General features: G+C 67.4%; 17 protein-coding genes. 8 read left to right on the top strand and 9 right to left on the bottom strand.

The genetic code is table 11. The annotated features are described in order from the left end of the window. Positions 1–13: 13 nt before the first annotated feature. Together E1261_RS16775 and E1261_RS16770 are read right to left on the bottom strand one after the other, a co-directional pair. A complete protein-coding gene (locus E1261_RS16775; RefSeq protein ID WP_202874764.1) occupies positions 14–661 on the bottom strand; it encodes a response regulator transcription factor in 648 nt (215 codons plus the stop codon). Beyond that, complete coding sequence (locus E1261_RS16770) at positions 658–2,643, bottom strand: sensor histidine kinase (protein ID WP_132407688.1); 1,986 nt, start codon at positions 2,641–2,643, stop codon at positions 658–660. Before E1261_RS16770 ends, E1261_RS16775 begins: the two co-directional genes overlap by 4 nt. 152 nt (positions 2,644–2,795) lie before the next feature. Between E1261_RS16770 and E1261_RS16765 the strand changes: the two genes are divergently transcribed. From E1261_RS16765 to E1261_RS16760, 3 genes are all read left to right on the top strand, one after another. Next, positions 2,796–3,146 (top strand): hypothetical protein, encoded by a 351-nt coding sequence (locus E1261_RS16765; protein ID WP_132407686.1) that lies wholly within the window; start codon positions 2,796–2,798, stop codon positions 3,144–3,146. Beyond that, positions 3,146–3,832 (top strand): hypothetical protein, encoded by a 687-nt coding sequence (locus E1261_RS45320; protein WP_165952534.1) that lies wholly within the window; start codon positions 3,146–3,148, stop codon positions 3,830–3,832. Before E1261_RS16765 ends, E1261_RS45320 begins: the two co-directional genes overlap by 1 nt. A gap of 82 nt (positions 3,833–3,914) precedes the next feature. Continuing rightward, complete coding sequence (locus E1261_RS16760; RefSeq protein WP_165952533.1) at positions 3,915–4,751, top strand: methyltransferase domain-containing protein; 837 nt, start codon at positions 3,915–3,917, stop codon at positions 4,749–4,751. Here E1261_RS16760 and E1261_RS16755 read toward each other — a convergent pair. Both E1261_RS16755 and E1261_RS16750 read right to left on the bottom strand, forming a co-directional pair. Continuing rightward, complete coding sequence (locus E1261_RS16755; protein WP_238176258.1) at positions 4,732–5,583, bottom strand: alpha/beta hydrolase family protein; 852 nt, start codon at positions 5,581–5,583, stop codon at positions 4,732–4,734. The two genes, E1261_RS16760 and E1261_RS16755, sit on opposite strands and share 20 nt — an antisense overlap. Next, positions 5,540–5,728, bottom strand: a complete 189-nt coding sequence (locus E1261_RS16750) for a hypothetical protein (RefSeq protein WP_132407682.1) — start codon at positions 5,726–5,728, stop codon at positions 5,540–5,542. The genes E1261_RS16755 and E1261_RS16750 overlap by 44 nt, the downstream gene beginning before the upstream one ends. Positions 5,729–6,072: 344 nt before the next feature. Between E1261_RS16750 and E1261_RS16745 the strand changes: the two genes are divergently transcribed. Further along, positions 6,073–7,437 carry an FAD-binding oxidoreductase gene (locus E1261_RS16745; RefSeq protein WP_132407680.1) on the top strand — a complete coding sequence of 455 codons (1,365 nt, stop codon included), beginning with the start codon at positions 6,073–6,075 and terminating at the stop codon, positions 7,435–7,437. Positions 7,438–7,452: 15 nt separating this feature from the next. Here the strand turns inward: E1261_RS16745 and E1261_RS16740 are convergent, their stop codons facing one another. Both E1261_RS16740 and E1261_RS16735 read right to left on the bottom strand, forming a co-directional pair. Next, positions 7,453–7,875 carry a hypothetical protein gene (locus E1261_RS16740; RefSeq protein ID WP_132407679.1) on the bottom strand — a complete coding sequence of 141 codons (423 nt, stop codon included), beginning with the start codon at positions 7,873–7,875 and terminating at the stop codon, positions 7,453–7,455. A 5-nt stretch (positions 7,876–7,880) separates the two neighbouring features. Beyond that, positions 7,881–9,392, bottom strand: a complete 1,512-nt coding sequence (locus E1261_RS16735; protein WP_132407677.1) for a glycoside hydrolase — start codon at positions 9,390–9,392, stop codon at positions 7,881–7,883. Positions 9,393–9,539: 147 nt separating this feature from the next. On the opposite strand from E1261_RS16735, the gene E1261_RS16730 reads away from it, so the two are divergent. Next, positions 9,540–9,995 (top strand): hypothetical protein, encoded by a 456-nt coding sequence (locus E1261_RS16730; RefSeq protein ID WP_132407675.1) that lies wholly within the window; start codon positions 9,540–9,542, stop codon positions 9,993–9,995. A 71-nt stretch (positions 9,996–10,066) separates the two neighbouring features. Here the strand turns inward: E1261_RS16730 and E1261_RS16725 are convergent, their stop codons facing one another. Together E1261_RS16725 and E1261_RS16720 are read right to left on the bottom strand one after the other, a co-directional pair. Next, positions 10,067–10,603 carry a dihydrofolate reductase family protein gene (locus E1261_RS16725; protein WP_132407673.1) on the bottom strand — a complete coding sequence of 179 codons (537 nt, stop codon included), beginning with the start codon at positions 10,601–10,603 and terminating at the stop codon, positions 10,067–10,069. A gap of 14 nt (positions 10,604–10,617) precedes the next feature. After that, entirely contained in the window at positions 10,618–11,181 is a 564-nt protein-coding gene (locus E1261_RS16720) for an NADPH-dependent FMN reductase (protein WP_132407671.1), read from the bottom strand. Positions 11,182–11,277: 96 nt separating this feature from the next. Between E1261_RS16720 and E1261_RS16715 the strand changes: the two genes are divergently transcribed. Both E1261_RS16715 and E1261_RS16710 read left to right on the top strand, forming a co-directional pair. After that, positions 11,278–14,313 carry an ATP-binding protein gene (locus tag E1261_RS16715; protein ID WP_132407669.1) on the top strand — a complete coding sequence of 1,012 codons (3,036 nt, stop codon included), beginning with the start codon at positions 11,278–11,280 and terminating at the stop codon, positions 14,311–14,313. A gap of 35 nt (positions 14,314–14,348) precedes the next feature. Continuing rightward, positions 14,349–15,866 carry an LLM class flavin-dependent oxidoreductase gene (locus tag E1261_RS16710; RefSeq protein ID WP_132407667.1) on the top strand — a complete coding sequence of 506 codons (1,518 nt, stop codon included), beginning with the start codon at positions 14,349–14,351 and terminating at the stop codon, positions 15,864–15,866. Between the two features lie 4 nt (positions 15,867–15,870). On the opposite strand, the gene E1261_RS16705 is transcribed toward E1261_RS16710, so the two are convergent. After that, complete coding sequence (locus tag E1261_RS16705) at positions 15,871–16,497, bottom strand: DUF6308 family protein (RefSeq protein WP_132407665.1); 627 nt, start codon at positions 16,495–16,497, stop codon at positions 15,871–15,873. A 205-nt stretch (positions 16,498–16,702) separates the two neighbouring features. Between E1261_RS16705 and E1261_RS16700 the strand changes: the two genes are divergently transcribed. Then, the coding region (locus E1261_RS16700; RefSeq protein WP_132407663.1) for a DUF6531 domain-containing protein at positions 16,703–20,010 on the top strand (3,308 nt) is incomplete at its 3' end.

Here is a 20,010-nt window from a genome sequence, read left to right as displayed (position 1 = left end):
GCCTGTCGTTGGGTCAGCTGGGATCGGTGCCGAGGCCTGCGTTGCGGGCCTGGATGATCGCGGTGGCGCGGTCGGCGATGCCGAGTTTGGTGAAGATCGCGGAGACGTTGTTGGCCACGGTCTTCGAGGCTAGGTGGAGGCGGTCGGCGATCGCAGGGTTGGACAGGCCGGCCGCGAGGAGATGCAAGATCTCGCGTTCTCGGCTGGTGAGTTCCGGGAACGGTTCGGCCGCGGGGGCGGCGGGAGCGGCGAAGAATCCGAGAACGCGGCGCGCAACGCCGGGTCCGAAGATCGCTTCTCCCGCGGCGACCGCGCGGATCGCGCGGGCGATCTCGTCCTGTTCTGCGCCCTTCACCAGGTAGCCGCGCGCCCCGGCTCGCATGGCCGCGAACACCGAGTCGTCGTCCTCGAACATCGTCAACACCAGTACGGCGACCTCGGGCGCCGACCGCGCCAGCTCACGGGTGGCCGCGAACCCGTCGAGATCAGGCATCTGCAGATCGAGTACGGCGACGTCCGGGCGGTTCGTGATCACCTCGCGAACCGCTTCTCGCCCGGTCGCCGCAACCCCGACCACCTCGATGCCAGGCAGCGACGTCAGCAACGCTGCCAACCCAGCCCGAACCACCGGATGGTCATCAGCCAACACAACCCGGATCATGAGACATCCAAGGGGAAACGGGCATGCACGCGGCCGCCGGTGGGGGTTGGGCCGGCTTCGAAGGCGCCACCTAGTTCGGCGGCTCGTTCGCGCATCGCGTGCAGGCCGACGCCGGGGCGCCATGCGCCGTTCGGTGGGCCGTCGTCGGTCACTTCGACCTCCAGATCGTCGCCACAACGCAACGCTAGTACGGCGGAGGTCGCGCTGGAGTGCCGGACCACGTTGGTGAGTGCTTCGGTGGCAATCCGGTACGCCGCGACTTCCAGAGCCGCGGGCAGTGCGGGCAACCCTTCCGCCGCGACCTCGACCTGAATCGACGCGCCATCGGCCCGGAACGCGAGCTGATCCGCTCTCTGCTGCAGCGCGCCGACCAGCCCCAGGTCGTCCAACGCCGGTGGACGGAGGTCGTCGACAAGACGCCGGACGTCGGCGATCGCCGTGCGCGTATCGGTCCGCAAGGTCGTGATCAGATCACGCGCCTTACTGGTATCGGTGTCGATGAGGTTCGCGGCAGCGTCGGCGGTGAACGCTACTCCGGTCAACGTGGGGCCGAGGCCGTCATGCAGATCGCGACGGATCCTGCGTCGCTCTTCCTCGCGCGTTGCGACCAGCTTCTCGCGGGACGACTGCAGTTCGCTCGACAGCCGGGTCGCATGGACGGCGACGGCCAGCGGTATCGCGAGCAGTGCGAGCACATCACGATCCGCGGCCGAGAGCGCGTTCTCGCCGGAGCGAAGCCCGATCATCAGCTGGGCGACCGACGTACCGCCGTACTCGAGATCCAGCGGTACGGCGATCTGCGGCTCGGTGCCGTCGGCGGCGATGACTGTGCCATCGACCGTGAGCGCGGTGTACGGGAACCGGAGGCCGGAACGGATCGCGGCGACGACGCCCGGGAGTCCGGCAGACAGCTGTTCACCGACGCGGGACGCGATCCGGGCGGGATCACGGCGATCTCCGTAGAGAGCGCGATCTACGAGTTGCTGGAGACGCGGCAAGATCGGGGCGATGATCAGCGCCACGAGAACGGTGATCGCCGCTGAACGGCCGCCGCGCGACGGGATCAGCGAACCGAGGATCGCCGCGAGACCTGCATAAGAACCGATGGCCAGGAGCGTCAGTAGTCCCCAGGTCAGTGCACGGGACACGACCAGCCGGATGTCGAGCAGTTGATGCCGGACGATCGCGACCGCGACGGAGATCGGGATCAGCGGGATCGCGAGCAGTACCAAGATCGGCGTACCGGCGATCAGGCCCCAGGGTGTGATGAAGAGCAGTGCAATCACCGAGGCTAAAAGCAACCAGAGGAGCTGGCGGCGGCCGATCTCGTCGGCGCGGCGGAAACGGATCACCAGGCAGCTGATCGCCAGCAGGAGCGCGATCAGGTTGCGGATCTCGGTGGCGGTCCACAGCGGCTGCAGCTCGGCGTACGAGGGGATCACCAGAAACCCGGTCGGGAGACCGTCGGAGATTGGTTCGCCGCTGGCGCCCATCTCGATCACGAACAGCGGTGCGGTGACGATGATGCCGAGCGCGGCCCAGCGCCAGCGCGGAGAGAGCGCTCTTCCATTCGGGAACAGCAGCAGCGCGAGCGGCAGGAACAGCCCGATCGACCACGGCCAGGCCAGGAGCGTGATGGTGGCGACCAACTGCTGGGTGGACAGCGGGGCGCCGGCGTCGGCCAGCACCGGCATCAGTGGGCCGCCGAGAGTCGTGGTCGCGTGACCGATGCCGTCGGCAATGAACAGCCAGCCGATCGGATTGCTCGGGCGGTGCCACGCGATCACCGCGCCGCACAGACCGAACGTGACTCCCATCAGGCCGTTCGTCACGACGAACCCGTCGAGCATCTCCTGCCAGCCCCAGCCGGCCACCGCCGAGAACACCAGGCCGAGCGCGACCTCAAGAACGACCAACGCACCCAGAGCGCCGGCCAGACCGCGCCGAGAACGCGCTCTCTCGGGACTCACGCGATCTGTCATACCGGCAGTGTGCTCCAGAGAATGTCCCGGCGTCTCGGGATCACGATCCCGGAGAGGCCGGGGAACTGCCCGAGAACGGGGGACCGTGCTCTCAGGTGCTCTCCGGCGGAAGTCGCGACGGTGGTTCCAGGCGAACTGGAAGGAGTTCGGAAATGTCTGGAATCTACAAAGCGGGCCTCGTGATCCTCGGCCTGGTATCGGTGGCGGACCTGTCCACCCCGTTGCTGAGTGACGGGGAGCATCCGCCGATGGCGGTCGCGATCGGTGCCGCCGTGGCCGGCCTGATCAGCCTCGTACTGATCGCCTTGGGCTGGCAAGGAAAGCGCTGGGTGCTGGCGCCGCTGATCGCGTTGCGGCTGGCATCGGCTCTGCTCGCGGTCCCGGCGTTCTTCGTGGCCGACGTACCGGCAGCCGGAGTTGCAGCGGCCGGCGTCGGAGTCGCTGCGACGATCTTCGGAGTCATTGCGGTCCTGATGCCCGCACGCACCCCGGTTCGTGTGTGATGAGCCAGACGGTCGCAACAGCGCCGCGGGCGGACATCCGTACGGCGTCTCGGTGGTTCGCGGCGCTCATCCTGCCGATCGGTCCGGCCGCGGTCGCGCTGCTGCGGTACTTCCTGCCGTACGACACGGTCGATGATCCGGCCACGATCACCAGCAAGCTGATGGCCGATCCCGGCGGTACCTCGCTGATGCTTTGGTTGGGCTTCATTGCAACGCTCACCTTGGTACCCGGCGCCTACTTCGTCAGCCGGTTGATCCGCACCCGGGTGCCCTGGCTGACCGCGATCTCCCTGATCCTCGTCGTACCGGGGTATCTGGTGCTGCCGTGGATGGCTTCGGGTGACGCCTTCATCTGGTCGGCCGGGCAGGCCGGGTTGGACGCAGCGTCGATCACCAAAGCCGCCGAGGTGCCGCACGGCTCGGTCAGTCTCGCTGCGGTCGTGTTCGTGGTCGGCCATGTGCTGGGCACGATCCTGCTCGGGGTCGCGCTGTGGCGTTCTCGGATGGTGCCGCGCTGGGCGGCGATCGCAACCGCGATCTCGCAGCCGATCCACATCATTGCGGCGGTTGTCGTGGTCAGTCACACGCTGGATCTGGTCGGTTGGGGGCTACAAGCAGCCGGCTTCGCCGCGGTGGGGTGGGCGATCCTGCGACTGCGTGACCACGGCTGGGATCCGTTGCCCTAAAGGGACGACGTACCCATGGACCGGCTCGTCCGGCGCTAGTCTCGAGCTGCTGAAGGGGCCTTGTCATTTTGAGGGGGCAGAGATGACCGAGATACAGGCGCTGGGCGAGCTTGGGGCGAAGATTCAGATCGGCAGTTTCAAGATCGCCGACGCAGCCCAGGCGGACACCGCGGGCATGGCGTTCGTGCTCGACCAGATGGCGGTTCGGCCGGCCGTACAGACGTTGAAGGCCTGGGCGCTCGAACAGCTCGCGCCGGTGGCCGGGGAGACCGCGGTCGACGTCGGCTCGGGGACGGGCGAGGACGTGGTCGCGTTCGCGGAACTAGGGTTGCGGGCCTTCGGTGTCGAGCCGAGCGCGGGGCTTCGGCAGGAAGCGGTACGGCGTTGGCCGGACTGCAAGGCGGAGTTCGTGGACGGGCTGTCGGACAAGCTGCCTTTCGACGACGAGTCGGTCGATGTCGTGCGCTGTGAACGCGTTCTCCAGCACGTGGAGGATCCGGCGGGATCGGTTCAGGAGATGGCTCGGGTTCTGCGTCCCGGCGGCCGGATCGTTCTCATCGACACCGACTGGCAGACCGCGATCGTGCACCCGGCAGATCCTGATGTTCTGCAGAGAATGATCTCCAGCTTCCTGTCTCACGCGGCGAACCCGTTCTCGGGACGTCAGCTCCGCGGGCAGCTCGTGAACGCGGGCCTTACGATCAGCGGCGAGAACGCAGCGACCTGGCTCGAGCCGCAGTCGGGAGCGCGCCAGGGATTCGTGTCGATGGTGCACGTTCGTGCGCTGCAGAGTGGTGCGATCACGGCGGCAGAGGCCGAAGCGTTCGTGCAGGGCATCACCGACGCAGCCGACCGCGGTGCGTTCCACCTGTCGCTGACCATGTACGCCGTGAGTGCGGTCAAAGCCCCTGTTGCTTGAGAAACGCAACGGTTCGGCTCATCGAGGTTGGCCAGGCTGGGCCGAACGCGTGTTCCTCGCCGGGATACGTGTGCAGTGTGGCCTTCTTCCCGGCTGCGGTGAGCTCAGAGAGCGCTCTCCGGGACCAGGCGATCGGGCAGGTCGAATCCGATTCGCCGTGATGGATCAGTACCGGTTCGGTGATCCGGTCGAAGAACGTCGCCGGAGAAACGTTTCTCCAGAACGCCGGGTTCTGCGCGGGTTCGCCGTACGCGCGCAGGATCGTGGCGGCGACAGCACTCTCCGGGCGCGTCCAGCGGTTGAAGTTCTCAACGGTGTTGGTGCTGACCGAGGCGAACACGACCGCAGCCTTCACCAGGCCGGGCTTGGTGACCAGGGTGTTGTACGTGATCCCGCCACCCATCGACCGGCCGAGCATTCCGATCCGGTCGGGATCGACGTACTGCGAGGTCTGCAGCGCGAGAACGGCGTTGATCACGTCCTCGGTGTAGCCGAGTCGCAGGTTGAGCTCGGAACGCGGATCATCGGACGATTGCGCGTGATTGCGGTAGTCCGTGTGCAGTACGACGTACCCGCGGCGGGCCAGGTAGTCCTGCTCACGGGCGAGGCCGCGGCCGTTGGTGTAGACGGCCGGGTCGATGTAGCCGTGGTTCAGAACGAGCGCTGGATGCGGGCCCGGCGTGCTCGGGACATTGAGGATCCCGGAGATCGTGAGAGAACCGCTGGCATACGTCACGTGGTACCGGGTGTAGGCCGCGTTCCGGGCCAGGACACGGCCGAGGCGGAGGTCACGGCCGTCGTACTTCTTCGCCATCAGTGCCGGGAGAGACACCGGGTGAGCGCTCTCTGGGGTTCTCGACGGCGGTGGCGTAGGACTCGGCGTCGTACTGGTGGGCGGGGTCGATGGCCCGGCGGACGGCGAATTCCCGGTGCTGCCCGGGGTGGTTGGAGGGCTTGCAGTGTCTTTGCTGCTGCATCCGACGGCCGTCGCCATCACGAGCGCACCGAGTGTCGTCAACGCTGTCCGCCGCTCCATGCGCCACAGTCTGCCGTCCCGCGTCGAAAGTGGGTCGAAAGACGCGGGAAGCCGCTCTTCGGCCGCCGTGGCGTCCGGAACGGCGCGGGCTCGTGGCATTGACGAACGGGGTGAGTGGGAGGAGGGTCGAGAGGAGTGGGCGAGGTCTGGGGGAAGGCCGGCCGCGCTGCTGGGGTGGAGATGCTCAGGGTTCGCGTTGCACCCGGCAACGACCGGTCCCTGCGGTGTCGCGTCGTCGACGCGCACCGCGTCATGTCGTGATCAGCGACCGGGCGGGGAGCAGGCATGAGCACCATCGAGAACATGAGAGAGCGCGTTCGCGGGCAGATCTTCACGGTCGGCGATGACGGGTACGACGACGCACGCCGCGTCTACAACGCGATGCACGACAAGCGGCCGCAGGTCGTCGTGCGTTGTGAGAACGCTGGAGACGTGATGGCCGCGGTCGACTACGCCCGGACAAACGAGCTGGAGCTGGCGGTACGCGGCGGGTCGCACAGCGTGCCGGGCTTCGGCACGGTTGACGGCGGTGTGGTGATCGACCTCAGCGGCATGCGGTACGTGCGGGTGAACCCGATCAGCCGGACCGCACGAGCCGGTGGCGGAGCGACCTGGGGTGATTTCAACGCGGCCACGCACGCATTCGGGCTGGCGACGACCGGCGGGATCATCTCGACCACGGGCGTCGGCGGGCTCACGCTCGGCGGCGGCATCGGGTATCTGGCCCGCGGTCTCGGCCTGTCCTGCGACAACCTGATCTCAGCTGACGTGGTCACCGCGGACGGGCAGTTCCTGATCGCGAGCGAGAAAGAGAACGAAGATCTCTTCTGGGCTCTGCGCGGCGGTGGCGGCAACTTCGGTGTGGTCACCGCGCTGGAGTTCCGGCTGGCTCCGGTCTCCACCGTGTACGGCGGGCCGATGCTGTTCGAGATGTCGGACGCGGCCGCCGTACTGGCCGGGTTCCGGGATCTGATCGAGGATGCGCCGGAAGAGCTTGGCGGATTCCCGGCATTCCAGCTCGCGCCGCCGCTGCCGTTCATTCCCGAGAACCGGCACGGAGACCCGTTCACGCTGATCGTGGCCTGCTGGGCGGGAGATCCTGACGCCGGAGAGAGCGCGATCTCGGCGTTCCGGGAGTTCGCGCCGGTGGTTGCTGAGCATGTCGGGCCGATGCCGTACCCGGCGTTGAACAGTGCGTTCGACGGGCTGGTCCCGGCGGGACTGCAGCACTACTGGAAGGCCAACTTCGTCACTGAGCTCACCGACGAAGCGATCCAGGCGCACCTGCGGCACGCGCCGGGATTGCCTGCAGTGAACTCGACCGTGCACATCTATCCGATCAATGGTGCGTGTCACCGGGTCACCGCGGATGCCACGGCGTTCGCGTATCGCGATGCCAAGTTCGCCACGGTGATCGCGGGGATGTGGCCGGATCCGGCTCAGAACGCGGCCGGTACCGACTGGGTCCGGTCCTACTACGACGACATCGCGCAGCATTCCGAAGCCGGCGGCTACATCAACTTCATGGCCGGCGACGACCAGGGGCGGATCCGCGACAACTACAAGGGAAACTACGACCGCCTGGTTGAGGTGAAGCGCAAGTACGACCCGGGCAATCTCTTCCACCTCAACCAGAACATCGTTCCCTAGGAGGCCGTTCCGGTCTCAGGCGCGACAGCGGCCGGCGAGGCGCGCTACTGTTTCGCCCTCGATCTGGACGATCCTGGCCCAGGCGTCGACGCACTTGCCGCCGTTCGAGTTCAGGTAGACGGCTTTCCAGCTGCGGCTCCGGCCACTCTTGACGTCCCATTCGGTGGAAGCCCGGTACTTGCCCTGGATCCAGACGAACGAGATCGACTCCCTGGCCTTGACCAGGAAACACCACCTCCGCTGGCCAGGGTTGTACTGGACGTCCGTCCAGCCGTGCGACTGGCCGCCGGAGCCGGTGAGCTGGACGGGACCGCGGCCCACCGAGTGGTAGTTCTCGCCACACAACCCCGCAGCCTCGGCAGCGGTTGGCTGGCCGACGAACAGGGTGAGGGGCAGCGCGAGGGCGGCGGCCCAGGTTGCGATCCGTCGGAGCGTCATCGTGGTCACCTTTCAGCGGAGGAAGTCAGGAGGTCAGGGAAGCGCACCAGGCTGATCGAGCGGGCCGGCAGCGGGACTTGGGCCGTACCGTCCGGTTGCGTGGTGCCGGCGGCGGAGGTGTGAACCAGTTGCTCCGGGTCGGCTCCCGTGGTCCAGCGGTCGATCTGCGGTGCGACAGGTACGCGGTGGCCGCGGATCGAGATCGGCCGGCCGGGGTACGAGGTCGCGGTGTCGTTGATCACCCAGAGAAACAGATCCGGACCTCGGCGGAACGCCCGCGTCGTGACCGTCCCCGGGGTCGCGGCGGAGCCGTCGCCGTCCACGATGCCGAGCAGTGGCCGGCTGTGCGCGGTGGACCGGATCAGGGCGGACCGGATCTGCGGCTTCGACCCGAGCTGGCAGATCGCGGACGTACCGGGACCGTGGTCCGTACCGGTGGCCGGCCGGATACCAGGTCCGCACGGGGGCCGGTAGGCCCACCAGGTGATGCCGGTGAAGCCCTGGTCGAAGTGGTCGAACCCCGTGTACAGCCCGCGCGCGGCTCGCTGGAACTCAGGCCGCTCCGGGTCGCCGGCGTCGTAGTGGAACTCCGTGTCCCAGACCGGTTTGCCGTGGTCGTGTGCTTGACCAGCGAACTCACGGAGCTCGACGAGCCGGTCGGCGGTACGGTATGCGGCCTGGTGGTGGGTGCTGGCGATCGACAACCGGGACCAGTCGTCGGCGCTCAGTCCACCGAGGAACCCGTTGTCCGGGTGACTGGCGTCGTTGCCGATGAACTTCGGCATCCGGGCCGCCGGGTAGTTGTCCTGGACGTACCTGACCACCCGGAAGAACCACGTGTGGCTGGCCGGCGGCTTGTCCGGGGATTCGTTGTTGCCGGGCTCGTTCATGATGCCGAGGATGTCGATCGGGGTCCCGGCCGCCTGGAAGTGGTTGAGGTACTGGACCACGTAGCTCCCGTACCGCTCCGGTACGGGGTAGCCGTCCTCCTTCATCCAGTCCGGGAAGTCGGGGCAGCTCGGGCCGTTGTCCGGGCAGTCCGTGACCGTGACGAAGCTGGCGAACACCTTGATCGCCGCCGGATCGGGCGCGGCGGCCCGAAGGTTCCGGATCGAGCCGATCACCGGGGCGTAGTACTTCGTGCCGCCCGCTTCCGGGGCGAACCCCATCTTGTCCGGGCGGAGCGGCACCCTGAGTACGGTCACCTGGCCGGACCCGGTGATCTCCCGGGCGGCCTGTTCCTCCGCGCCGCGCCAGCTTTCCGGCTGACCGTCGAACCGCTCGGCGACCCGGGTGCAGCCGGCGGCATCGAACGGGCAGAGTTGCTTGAGGTCGAACCCCCAGTCGGTGAAGAACCGGCGGGTCTGCGCCGGATCCACCTCGATCGGCGCAGCGGCCGGTACCGCGGATGAGGTCGTGACAGAGGATGGGGCTGGTACGGCGGATGTGGTCGGTGTACCGGCCAGCAGGACAGCGGCGATCGCCGGCACGCTGAGCAGACTGAGGCGGGATCTCATCTCTGGTCTCCATAGGTCGAGGTTGCGCGCTCATCCTGGCGGCGCGATCTTCGGAAAACCTTGAGAGCGGCCGAAGGTTTTCCGAAGACGACTCGCGCAGCATGTGGCCCGCAACGATCTGCCTACTTCGACGGAGGACGTCCTGTCATGAAGCGAATCACTCGTCTCGCCACGGTCGCACTGCTGACCGGCGCGGCGGCGGTCACTGCCGGAACCCAGACCGCCGCGGCCGACCCCGGCTGGTGCCACGGTTCGGAGGTCACAACCTGTATCAAACTGGAGGTGGAGGGCAACCGGGCCAGGGCCGTCGCGACCGCCAGGGACGTTGACGGCGGCACCGACTTCGGCGTCGACGTCCGGTGGGTGGAACTCCAGGTGTTCAACCGGACCCTCAACAAGTGGCAGAAGTTGGCCGGCACCTACGAAGAGGGCTACGAGACCCACTTCGACGTCGCGGCCAGCGGTTGGGACGACTGCGCCGGTCACGGCGGAATCATGCAGTTCCGCGCTGCCGGCTGGTACAAGTGGCGGGTCGCCCCCGACGGCTCCCCGTCCTACGACGAGATGACGACGAAGCCCTTCGGCATCAGCTGCGCCCCGTAGCGAAGCCAGTCATCGACTGTCCAGACACAGCACTGCGGCCCGGTACGACGTACCGGGCCGCGCAGGTGTTGTCAGGCTTTCGGGGCGAGTTTGTGAACGACGATCCCGGACTTGAAGGTCGTGGTGCCCAGGAGCTCCAGGTGGTGGATGTCCAGGCCCTGCCCGGCGAACATGGTCTCGCCGTCGGCCAGCACCGGGAAGACCCAGAAGTGGTACTCGTCGACCAGCTTGTTGTCCAGCAGCGTCTTGGACAGCGAGCCCGTGCCGAACTTGAGCAGGTTCCCGCCGTCCTGCTGCTTGAGCTCGCGGATCGCCTCGACGGTGTCGCCCTGCAGCAGGGTGGCGTTCCAGGTCGTTTCGGTGAGTGTGCGGCTGGCGACGTACTTCGGGATGCTGTTGAAGGTGTCCGCCATCTCACCGCTGCGCGATGACCAGGCCTCGGCGAATCCCTCGTAGGTGCGCCGGCCGAGCAGCAGTGCGTCCGTCTCGGCCATCAGCGCGCCGGAGTAGCCGAAGTGCTCCTCGTCCCAGTAGGGGCCGGAGTAGTCCTGCGGGTCGCTGATGACGCCGTTCAGGGTGACGAAGGTGGACTCGATGAGCTTACGCATGATGGTGCCTCTCTCTACGGTTGGTAGGGACGCTTGATGCGGGCGTCCCGGAGTGCTTGGGCCCACCAGACGAGCTGGTCGAGCATGAGCTTGGCCTGGGCTTCGTAACCCGCGGACGGACGCGGCCAGTCCCCGTCGGCGGTGAACTGCTCCCAGTAGCAGGGGAGCGTGACTGTGTTGCGGATGGTAACGGCCTGCAGTTCGGTGAACACCTGCCGCAGTTGGGCGGTGGCCAGCAGGCCCCCGCTCTCCCGGCCGTAGCTGACGATCGCAACCGGCTTGGCGTGCCACTCCTCGTAGTACCAATCCAGTGCGGTCTTCAGAGGAGCCGGATAGCCGCTGTTGAGCTCCGGAGTGACCACTGCGAACGCGTCTGCCGTTGCGAGCCTCGGCGCCAGTACGGCGACCTCCGCGGGCGTCGGGTCGTCAGTATCCAGCAGTGTGGCCGGCAGGTCGGCGACTGCGAGGTCGATCAGGTCGACCGTGAACTGCTTCGCTGCCTGCTCCGCCAGCCAGTGTGCGACGGTCGGTCCGAAGCGCCCGTGGCGAGTGCTGCCGATGATGACTGCCAGTCGCATTTCCTGCCTCCTTCCTGTTGACCCAAACTCTGCCGGAAGGCGTTTACGGTTTCTTTCCGGTCGGAGCAGTGGCCACCGGAAAGATAGGGTGCGGCCATGCGTTTTGGGGTGCTGGGACCGGTGACGGCCTGGACTGACGCGGGGGAGCCCGTTGTCATCCAAGGCCTCAAGGTTCGTGCGCTCCTGGCCGACCTGCTCGCGCATGAGGGCCGCCCGGTCCCCGCGGACCGTCTGATCGACGACCTGTGGAGCTCACAGCTGCCTGGCAACCCCGCCGGGACGCTGTCCGCGAAGGTCTCGCAGCTGCGCCGAGCCTTCGAGGACGCGGAGCCGGGTAGCCGCGCGCTGGTCCAGTCGGGGCCGGCTGGCTACTCCATTGCGGTCGACAAGTTGTCGTACGACGCACTGACGTTTGCGGACCAGGTGGAGGCTGGGGCGCTGAGCGAGGCGCTCGCGCTGTGGCGCGGACCGGCGTACGCGGACTTTGCGGACGAGGCCTTCGTCGAGACCGCAGTGGCTCGGTTGACCGAACAACGGTTGGCCGTGCTGGAGCGGGCGGACGTGCCGGTCAGTGAGCTGACAGCGCTGGTCGCTGAGCATCCCCTGCGCGAGGGCCTGCGGGCGGCGCACATGCGTGCTCTGTACCGCGCTGGTCGGCAGAGCGAGGCGCTGGACAGTTTCGAGGAGTTGCGGCAGCTTCTGCTTGATGAACTCGGCCTGGATCCGAGTCCGCCACTGGTGGCGCTGCAGCAGTCGATTCTGGCCCAGGCGCTGCCACAGGCTCGCAGTAATCTGCCGGCCCAGTTGTCGGAGCTGATCGGCCGCTCAGACGCGCTGGATGCGATCAGCAGCAGTCTGAGTACCTCCCGGCTCGTCACGCTGACCGGACCGGGTGGAGTCGGGAAGACGCGGCTGGCGTTGGCGACCGCAGCCGCAGTGGCTGACCGGTTCGCGGACGGCGTGGTCCTCGTCGAACTGGCTGCAGTGACGCCGGACGCGATCTCGGTGCGGGACTCGCTGACCGACGCATTGCACGTGGCCCTGGATCTGCGGGACAGCGCGGGCTCAGCTGCGGCGACTGTCGAGCGCCTGGCAGCAGTCCTGGGCTCACGGCTGCTGGTGCTCGACAACTGCGAGCAGGTGATTGCTGAGGTCGCCGACCTGGCGGACGACCTGCTAGCGGCCGCACCGGGGCTCAGAGTGCTGGCCACGAGCCGGGAGCCACTCAACCTGGCCGGTGAGGTGGTGTGGGCGGTACCGCCACTGGACGTGCCCGCCGCCGCATCTGATCCAGGTGCAGTGGCGGACTGCAGCGCCGTACAGCTGTTCGTTGCTCGTGCGTCTGCCGCGGCTCGTGACTTCGCACTGACCGCTGACAACGCTGCGGACGTCGCAGTGCTGTGTCGGCGACTGGACGGCATTCCGTTCGCACTGGAGCTCGCTGCGACCCGAGTGCGTGCACTGGGCGTTCGTGGGCTGGTTGCTCGTCTGGATGACCGCTTCCGGCTGCTGGCGACCGGGCACCGCGGTGCTGCGCCACGGCAGCAGACTCTGCTCGCGATGATCGACTGGAGCTGGGAGCTGCTCAGTCCCGAGGAGCAGGTCGTGCTGCGACGGCTCGCCGTACATGCGGATGGCTGTACGGCGGAGGCTGCGTCAGCCGTGTGTGACGACGACGTGCTGGAGGTGCTGGTTCGGCTGGTCGACAGGTCGCTGGTTGTCCCGGTGCACGGCGCGGACGGCCCGCGGTACCGGTTGCTGGAGTCGGTTGCGGCGTACTGCACGGACAAGCTCGTTGCTGCCGGCGAGTTGGAGGCTGTGCGGCAGCGGCACCTGGAGTACTACGTGCAGCTCGTCGAGTCGGCCCAGCTGTCCGGTGACGGCCAGAACCGCTGGCTGCGTGTTCTGGACGAGGACGCGTCCAATCTGCGGACGGCGTTCGATCGGGCGATTGCCACTGGCCAGTCCGGCCTGGCTGAGCGGCTAGTCGATGCAATGGCGTGGTACTGGTTCCTGCGCGGGCGGCTGGCAGAGGCGGTGCGGTCCTTGAACGCCCTGCCCGATTCGGAGCGCGCAGGTGCCTGGCGCACGGGCTTCCTGTACCTGCAGGCGGATAGCGGAGCCGCTGCTGAGCGCGAGCGATGGCTGCCGACGGCAGACGCACGCGGGCAGTGGTGGATCGCGTTCACGAGTAGTGATGTGGGTGAGCTCCAGACCGGCCAGGTGCTCTTGGAGCGGTCCCTGAAGACCTTCGAGGCTGACGGAGACACCTGGGGTGTCGCTGCAGTGCTGGTGGAGCGCGCGAAGCACGCGCACGTCCGCTCCGACGTGGACGCATTGCGTGCGGATGCAGCGAAGGGCCTCCGGCTGTTCCAGTCGCTAGGCGACCGCTGGGGCATGCTGCAGGCAACGAGTTGGCTTGGTGCGGCCGCTGAGCTGGCTGGCGATTTTGATGAGGCTGCGCGGCTGCACAGTGAGTCCGCGCAGATCGCTGAGGAGCTGGAGCTTTGGCCTGAGGTGGCCGGCGCGTTGGGGATGCTGGGCTGGACTGCCGTCAGGCAGGGCGAGTACTCGGCCGCACGAGCACATGGCGACCGTGCGCTCCGACTGGCGGTTGAACAGGGACAGCGGGCACTGCAGGCGCTGGCGGAGATCGTGCTGGCCTTCGCTGCCCGACGTACTGGCGATCTGGACGATGCCGAGCGTCGGCTGCGGTTGCTGCTGGACGCTGCGCGGTCGCAGACCGAGGCGGTGCTCTACCTGTCCCTGGTGCTGGACGAACTCGGCTTCGTGCTCGAGCTCAAGGGCGACCTGGCTGCCGCGCTGAAGCACCACGCCGAGGCGTTCGAGGTGGCGGCCGGGTACGACGCCGTCCGCGGCCTGTGCTGGGCGCTGGAGGGCATGGCCGCCTGCGTGCCGGACAAGAGCCTCGCGGCCCAGCTCCTCGGCGCAGCAGCCGCGACGCGGGCTCGCGAGCAGCATCTGAGCGCTGCGACCGAGGTGGACGATCTGGCGCGCGCAGTCGAGGCTGTTCGCGGTGCGCTCGGCCCGGACGCCTACGAGCTGGCGTACGCGCAGGGCGGCCTGCTGACACCCCAGGAGGCGTTCGATCTGCTCCAGGATGTTCTGTAGTTGAGATTATTAGCTGTGCTGAGTACTTTTGAGCCATGGACTACGGCCACGATCTGGTCTTCGGGACTTTCCTGACCCCGGCGATCGACGACCCGGCGCGCGTGATCGCGCTGGCACAACTGACCGAGCAGGTCGGGCTGGACCTGGTGACCTTCCAGGACCACCCGTACCAGCCACGCCTCATGGACGCCTGGACACTGCTGTCCGTCGTCGCAGCGCAGACCCAGCGCGTCAAAGTCGCGACGAACGTCGCCAACCTGCCCATGCGGCATCCGGTCGTGCTGGCACGCAGTGTGGCCACCCTCGACCAGATCACCGGCGGACGGGTCGAGCTCGGACTCGGAGCGGGCGGATTCCTGGAGGCTGTTGCGGCCAACGCCGGTCCACACCTCACGGCCGGTCAGAGCATCAGTGCGCTCGAAGAGGCCATCGCGATCATCCGGGAGGTCTGGACGCCGACAGGTGGCGGCATCAGGCTTCCCGGCAAGCACTACACCGTTTCCGGCGCCAAGCGCGGTCCGCAGCCGGCGCACGACGTACAGATCTGGCTCGGTGCCTACAGGCCGCGCATGCTGGCCGTCACTGGTCGCCTTGCGGATGGCTGGCTGCCCAGCAGTGGGTACGCCGGTCCCGACCAGCTCACTGCGATGAACAAGCTGATCGACGAGGCGGCTGTCGACGCAGGTCGTGATCCCGCATCGGTGCGGCGGCTGTACAACGTGTCGGGGCGGTTCTCGGGCGGCGGTGGGTTCCTGGAAGGGCCGGAGGAGCTGTGGATCGACCAGCTCACCGAGCTGACCCTCGGCGAGGGGATGAGCACCTACATCCTGGCTTCTGACGACCCGACTGACATTCGCCGGTTCGCTGAGGTGGCGGTCGGTGTCCGAGAGGCTGTGGAGGCTGCTCGGTCCGGGGCTGTGGTTCCAGCTTCAGCGGAGGTCGTTCCGCAGTCCGGCGGGTTCGCCGTCGTACCGACTCCGCCACCTGCTGTACGGCGAAGCGCCGTACAGGTGCTCGACGAGTCGGAGCGCCCCACCGGGCCGGCGCTTGATCCCGAGCGGGCGTATACGCCGTACCAGCTGTCGTCGGGGCAGCACCTGATCGACGTACACGATCATCTGCGCGCGGAGCTCGAGCAGATTCATGATCTGGTTGAGCAGGTGGCGGCTGGCTCACTCGGCATCGGCCAGGCGCGTTCACACATCAACACGATGACCATGCGGCAGAACAACTGGACGCTCGGCACGTACTGCGAGTCCTACTGCCGGCTCGTCACTACGCACCACTCGCTCGAGGACGCGTCGATGTTCCCGCAGCTACGTCGGGCCGACCCAGCGCTGGTCCCAGTCGTGGACCGGCTGCAGGAGGAGCACCTGATCATCCACGACGTACTGGAGGGCGTGGACAAGGCTCTGGTCGCACTGGTGGACGGCTCCGGTGACATCGACGGGCTGCGCGCAGCGGTCGACCTGCTGGACGACACGCTGCTGTCGCACCTGTCCTACGAAGAACGCGAGCTGGTCGAGCCGCTGGCCCGGCTGGGCGTGATGTAGCGGACTACTTCGCTTCGCCCAACAGCGAAGCGAGGATGTCGAGCAGACGCAGCGTGGGAGCGTCACCGAGCAGCCGGGCCGCTGACGTGGGCGGCTCGGCGTTCAGGCGGACCTGCAGCAGCTTGAAGTCGCGCACGTTCGCCGGATTCACCAGATCGGCGTGCACTGCGCCCAGAAGCTCCGCACCGGCGGAGGCGTTCGTGTAGGTCATCCGGATGAAGCTGTCGCTGACAGGGAAGAGAAACGGCCGCTTCAGGTGCAGCAGCTTCGACTTCTTGGCCTGCCCGAAGCCCCGGTGCCCGGAGAACTTCTCGTCGAGCGCCATCGCAGCCTCGAACAGCGCACTCCCCGGCGCAGCGTCCTCCAGCCGCGCATCGACCGGCACCGCCGCGAACTCCTTGTCGGCATCCACCTCGAGCAGCCACGGAATGTCCAGCGCCCGCAGGTCGGAGCCGATCACCATCGTCCGCGCCAGGTCCTCCAGCGTCACCCGGCTCGGGTCGCTGCCACCGACAGTCGTCATCCCCGGCAGGCCGTCGTAGTACCGCAGTACGGCGCCGTTGCTCTCGGCATAGATCCGAAGCTGGGCGATCGCCTCGTCGACGACGATCTTCCGAGTACCGATGTTCATGGCCACACCCTCACACTCTTGGTGGCAGACCCGCCAGCAGGCGGACCATCATTCCTCACCGCGTTTCCGCAGATCGTAGGCGACCCCACGCTCACCCACACGCCAGGGTCACTTCCCGTTATCCACAACCTGTAACCATCCGTCCCGAATCCCCCGATTCCCAATAAACTCTCCGTAACAGGCCAACCACCGAACGGAGGCGAACGTGAGCACAGCCCAGCAAGCGATCGCACTCCTCCTGTCCGGTGTCCTGCTGCTGGTGCCCATCGGCCCGGCCGCCGGCGCCCCTGGCCCGCCACGCGACTCGGGGTCGTGCGTGCATGTCGACGTCCAGGTGAGCGTCGACGGCGAGGTCCTCAGCAAGGGCCCGCAGATCGCCCACGACGGCGGCTTCGCCCATGCCGGGACCGGACAGACCTTCACCTTCCAGGCGCGAACGTTTCCCGCCGCCTCCAACATCTGTTCGTTCCCGGTCACCGATGCACGGTCGTGGAAGGTCAGTGTCTGGCCCTGCGAGAACATGCCGGCGCCACCACCTGCCCGGACGCAGTCGCTGAGCTTCACAGTCAACCTTCCTCTCGGCTGCGAGGTGATCGACTCGCCAGGACTGCTGACCGCATCCCTGACGAACGGCAAGGCCGCAGCGAGCGGCAACGTGATGATCTATGCCGGAGCACCCGGCTTCGTTCTGCCCGACAAACAGGCGCGCGGACTGTTCGGCCCATTCGCATTGCAGTCCGACCCGGTGAACTCGCTCACTGGGGCTCTGGTCGCCGCCGAGACAGATGCAGCCGTGGCAGGCGTGGGTGTTCCGCTCACAGTGGCCCGGACGTACAACTCCGGCGATCAGTCGCCGGGTCCGCTCGGCCCGGGCTGGCGTCCGTCGTATTCCGATCGCCTTGCCGTAGATGCCGGGGGAGCGCGCTACCTCGCGTCGGACGGGCGCGAGATCGGCTTCCGTCGGCAGGGGACAGCGTTCGTCATCGAGAAGGGGGCTGCGCGGTTCAGGCTCGCCCGCGCCGGATCCGAGTTCATCCTGACAAGCGTCGATCAGTTGCGGATGCGGTTCTCGGCTGCGGGTGACCTGCGATCGATCCAGGATCGCAGCGGTCAAGGCGTAGTGATCGAGCGGGTGGCGGGGCGCCTCGCCACAGTGACCAATGGACGACGGTCACTCTCGTACGACTACAACGAGCTCGGACTGATCGGCGCTGTCCGGCTCTCCGGGCCGGGAGTCGAGCCGCGCACAGTCCGCTACGAGTACGCCGATGGCCGATTGGCCCGGGTGACCTCGCCCGGCGGAGTTTCGACGCGGTACGAGTACGCCGACGGCCGCCTGAAATCGGAGACCGTCGGTGACGCCGCCAAACCGGCATTCCTGACGGAGTACGACGCCGGTGGGCGAGTGGTGGCGCAGACCGATGCCAAGGGCGGGAAGTCGACCTGGTCGTGGGAGGAGGCCGGCATCCGGGGGACGTCCACGATGACGGACCCGACGGGCGGGAAGTGGATCAACCAGTACGAGCGGCGCTGGCTCGTGCGCCAGATCGACCCGACGGGTGCGTCGGTGTCGTTCCACTACGACGCTGACGGCAATCTGCTCCGGGTCTTCGACGGCCTCGGTCATGGGGCTCGCCACACCTACGACGCGGCTGGGCGAGTGCTCGCATCGAAGGACGCAGGCGGCAATGTCACTCGGCGGACCTACAACGGCACCGGCGATCTCCTGACGACGACCGATCCGCTGGGCCGGAAAACGACGTACAGCTATGACCAGCGCGGGAATCTCATCAGCGCCGCGTACGCCGGTCGCGGCTCCTCCGTCAGTTACGACTCACGCGGGCTCGTGACAGCGTCGCGCGACACCCTCGGCCGCATCACTCGCTACGGCTACTCCGCTGATGGTGATCTGGTGTCCGTCGCTGACCCGGCTGCGCTTGTTACGAAGTACGAGGTCGACGGGTGGGGCAGGCCGATCAAGGTCACGTCACCTCGCGGTGCTGTCAGCACCGTCAGCTACAACTCGGACGATCAACCGGTGGAGCAGCACGGTCCACTCGATGTCACCTCGCGGCAGACGTACGACGGGCAAGGTCGGCTCTCAGCGCTGGTCGACAGTCGTGGCGGTACGACCAACCTGCGCTACAACGAGGCCGGTGAGCTCGTCGGCGTCACCAGACCGTCGTTACGTGAGGCGACGTCGGAGTTCGACCTGTCCGGGCGCCTGGTTAAGAGAGTTGATGCCAGCGGGCGTTCTCAGACCTTTGAGTACGACGGCGCGGGCCGCACGACCAGTACGTCGTACGGCGGTCGCACGTGGCGTTTCGCCTACGACAAAGCCGGCCGTTTGACCCGAACGACCTTGCCCTCGGGCAAGACAGCGACCTTCACACTCGATCCGCGCGGTGCCGTGACCAAGGTCGTCTACTCGGACAAGACCCCAGCAGTCGGCTTTACCTGGGACGCGGCCGGCCGCCGTACATCGATGACCGACGCGCTGGGGACGACTCGGTTCGGGTACGACGCCTTCGATCAACTGAGCTCGGTGAGCGGCCCGGGTGGCCCAGTCACATATCGCTGGGACGCAGCAGGCAATCTCGCTGCACGATCCGCGGCCGGTCACACCGAGACCTACACCTGGGATGTCGGCGATCGACTGAGTTCAGCGTCGGTGGACGGCAAGGCTCTGGCTTCCTACCGGTACGACCTTCGCCGGGGGACCATCACCAGCACCCGCCCCGGCGGTCTGGTCGAGACACGCACCGTGGACGTCCGCGGCCGCACCACCTCACTGGCAGTGCAGCGGAGCGGTCGACCGCTCCGCACCGCCACCTCGACCTACGACAGCGCCGACAACATGGTCCGCACTGATGATTCGGTTGCCGGGAAGTCGTCGTACAGCTACGACGGTCTCAACCGGCTCACCGCGGTCTGCTATGGCGTCGACCAGTGCGAGTCGGATGCCAAGGACTACATCCGGTACGACTACGACGGCATCGGCAACCGCATCTGGGAACAACGCCCGCAGGCCACGACCTGGTCGATGTACGGGCCAGCCAGTGAGTTGGTCGGCTCACTGACGACAACGCCGGCGTTCCCGGCAAGTCGACCGAAACTCCGGGTTCACAGCTACGACGCTGACGGCAATCTCACCTCGGACGGGACGACCGCCTACACCTGGTCCGCGGCCGGCAAACCCATCACGTCCACCACCGGCAACACCACGACGACGTACACCCACACGGGCGACGGACGCCGAGCGTCCTCCACCACCGGATCCCAGACAGCGAAATACCTCTGGGACCCGCTCTCCCCCCAGATCCTCAGCACCTCAACCGCCAAAGCAGCGCCCACCCGCTACCTCTACGGCGCCAGCCTCCTGGCCCACCAGACCGGCCGAACCCTCACACCCGTCACCACCACCCCCGACGGCTCCGTCTCCACCATCGCGACGCCTACTCCGACTCACCACGCCTACGACCCCTACGGCCTCCCACGCGCCACCACCGAGCC

The sequence above is a fragment of the Kribbella albertanoniae genome (genome assembly GCF_004348455.1).
In the GTDB taxonomy this organism is placed as follows: domain Bacteria; phylum Actinomycetota; class Actinomycetes; order Propionibacteriales; family Kribbellaceae; genus Kribbella; species Kribbella albertanoniae.
The sequence above is the reverse complement of the archived record's forward strand: the minus strand, read 5'-3'. Positions and strand labels throughout refer to the sequence as shown.

What these genes read in the sequence shown, in the direction of transcription:
- E1261_RS16775 (WP_202874764.1), bottom strand. Translation starts at nt 661, where the DNA reads ATGATCCGGGTTGTGTTGGCTGATGACCATCCGGTGGTTCGGGCTGGG.
- E1261_RS16770 (WP_132407688.1), bottom strand. Translation starts at nt 2,643, where the DNA reads ATGACAGATCGCGTGAGTCCCGAGAGAGCGCGTTCTCGGCGCGGTCTG.
- E1261_RS16765 (WP_132407686.1), top strand. Translation starts at nt 2,796, where the DNA reads ATGTCTGGAATCTACAAAGCGGGCCTCGTGATCCTCGGCCTGGTATCG.
- E1261_RS45320 (WP_165952534.1), top strand. Translation starts at nt 3,146, where the DNA reads ATGAGCCAGACGGTCGCAACAGCGCCGCGGGCGGACATCCGTACGGCG.
- E1261_RS16760 (WP_165952533.1), top strand. Translation starts at nt 3,915, where the DNA reads ATGACCGAGATACAGGCGCTGGGCGAGCTTGGGGCGAAGATTCAGATC.
- E1261_RS16750 (WP_132407682.1), bottom strand. Translation starts at nt 5,728, where the DNA reads ATGCAGCAGCAAAGACACTGCAAGCCCTCCAACCACCCCGGGCAGCAC.
- E1261_RS16745 (WP_132407680.1), top strand. Translation starts at nt 6,073, where the DNA reads ATGAGCACCATCGAGAACATGAGAGAGCGCGTTCGCGGGCAGATCTTC.
- E1261_RS16740 (WP_132407679.1), bottom strand. Translation starts at nt 7,875, where the DNA reads ATGACGCTCCGACGGATCGCAACCTGGGCCGCCGCCCTCGCGCTGCCC.
- E1261_RS16735 (WP_132407677.1), bottom strand. Translation starts at nt 9,392, where the DNA reads ATGAGATCCCGCCTCAGTCTGCTCAGCGTGCCGGCGATCGCCGCTGTC.
- E1261_RS16730 (WP_132407675.1), top strand. Translation starts at nt 9,540, where the DNA reads ATGAAGCGAATCACTCGTCTCGCCACGGTCGCACTGCTGACCGGCGCG.
- E1261_RS16725 (WP_132407673.1), bottom strand. Translation starts at nt 10,603, where the DNA reads ATGCGTAAGCTCATCGAGTCCACCTTCGTCACCCTGAACGGCGTCATC.
- E1261_RS16720 (WP_132407671.1), bottom strand. Translation starts at nt 11,181, where the DNA reads ATGCGACTGGCAGTCATCATCGGCAGCACTCGCCACGGGCGCTTCGGA.
- E1261_RS16715 (WP_132407669.1), top strand. Translation starts at nt 11,278, where the DNA reads ATGCGTTTTGGGGTGCTGGGACCGGTGACGGCCTGGACTGACGCGGGG.
- E1261_RS16710 (WP_132407667.1), top strand. Translation starts at nt 14,349, where the DNA reads ATGGACTACGGCCACGATCTGGTCTTCGGGACTTTCCTGACCCCGGCG.
- E1261_RS16705 (WP_132407665.1), bottom strand. Translation starts at nt 16,497, where the DNA reads ATGAACATCGGTACTCGGAAGATCGTCGTCGACGAGGCGATCGCCCAG.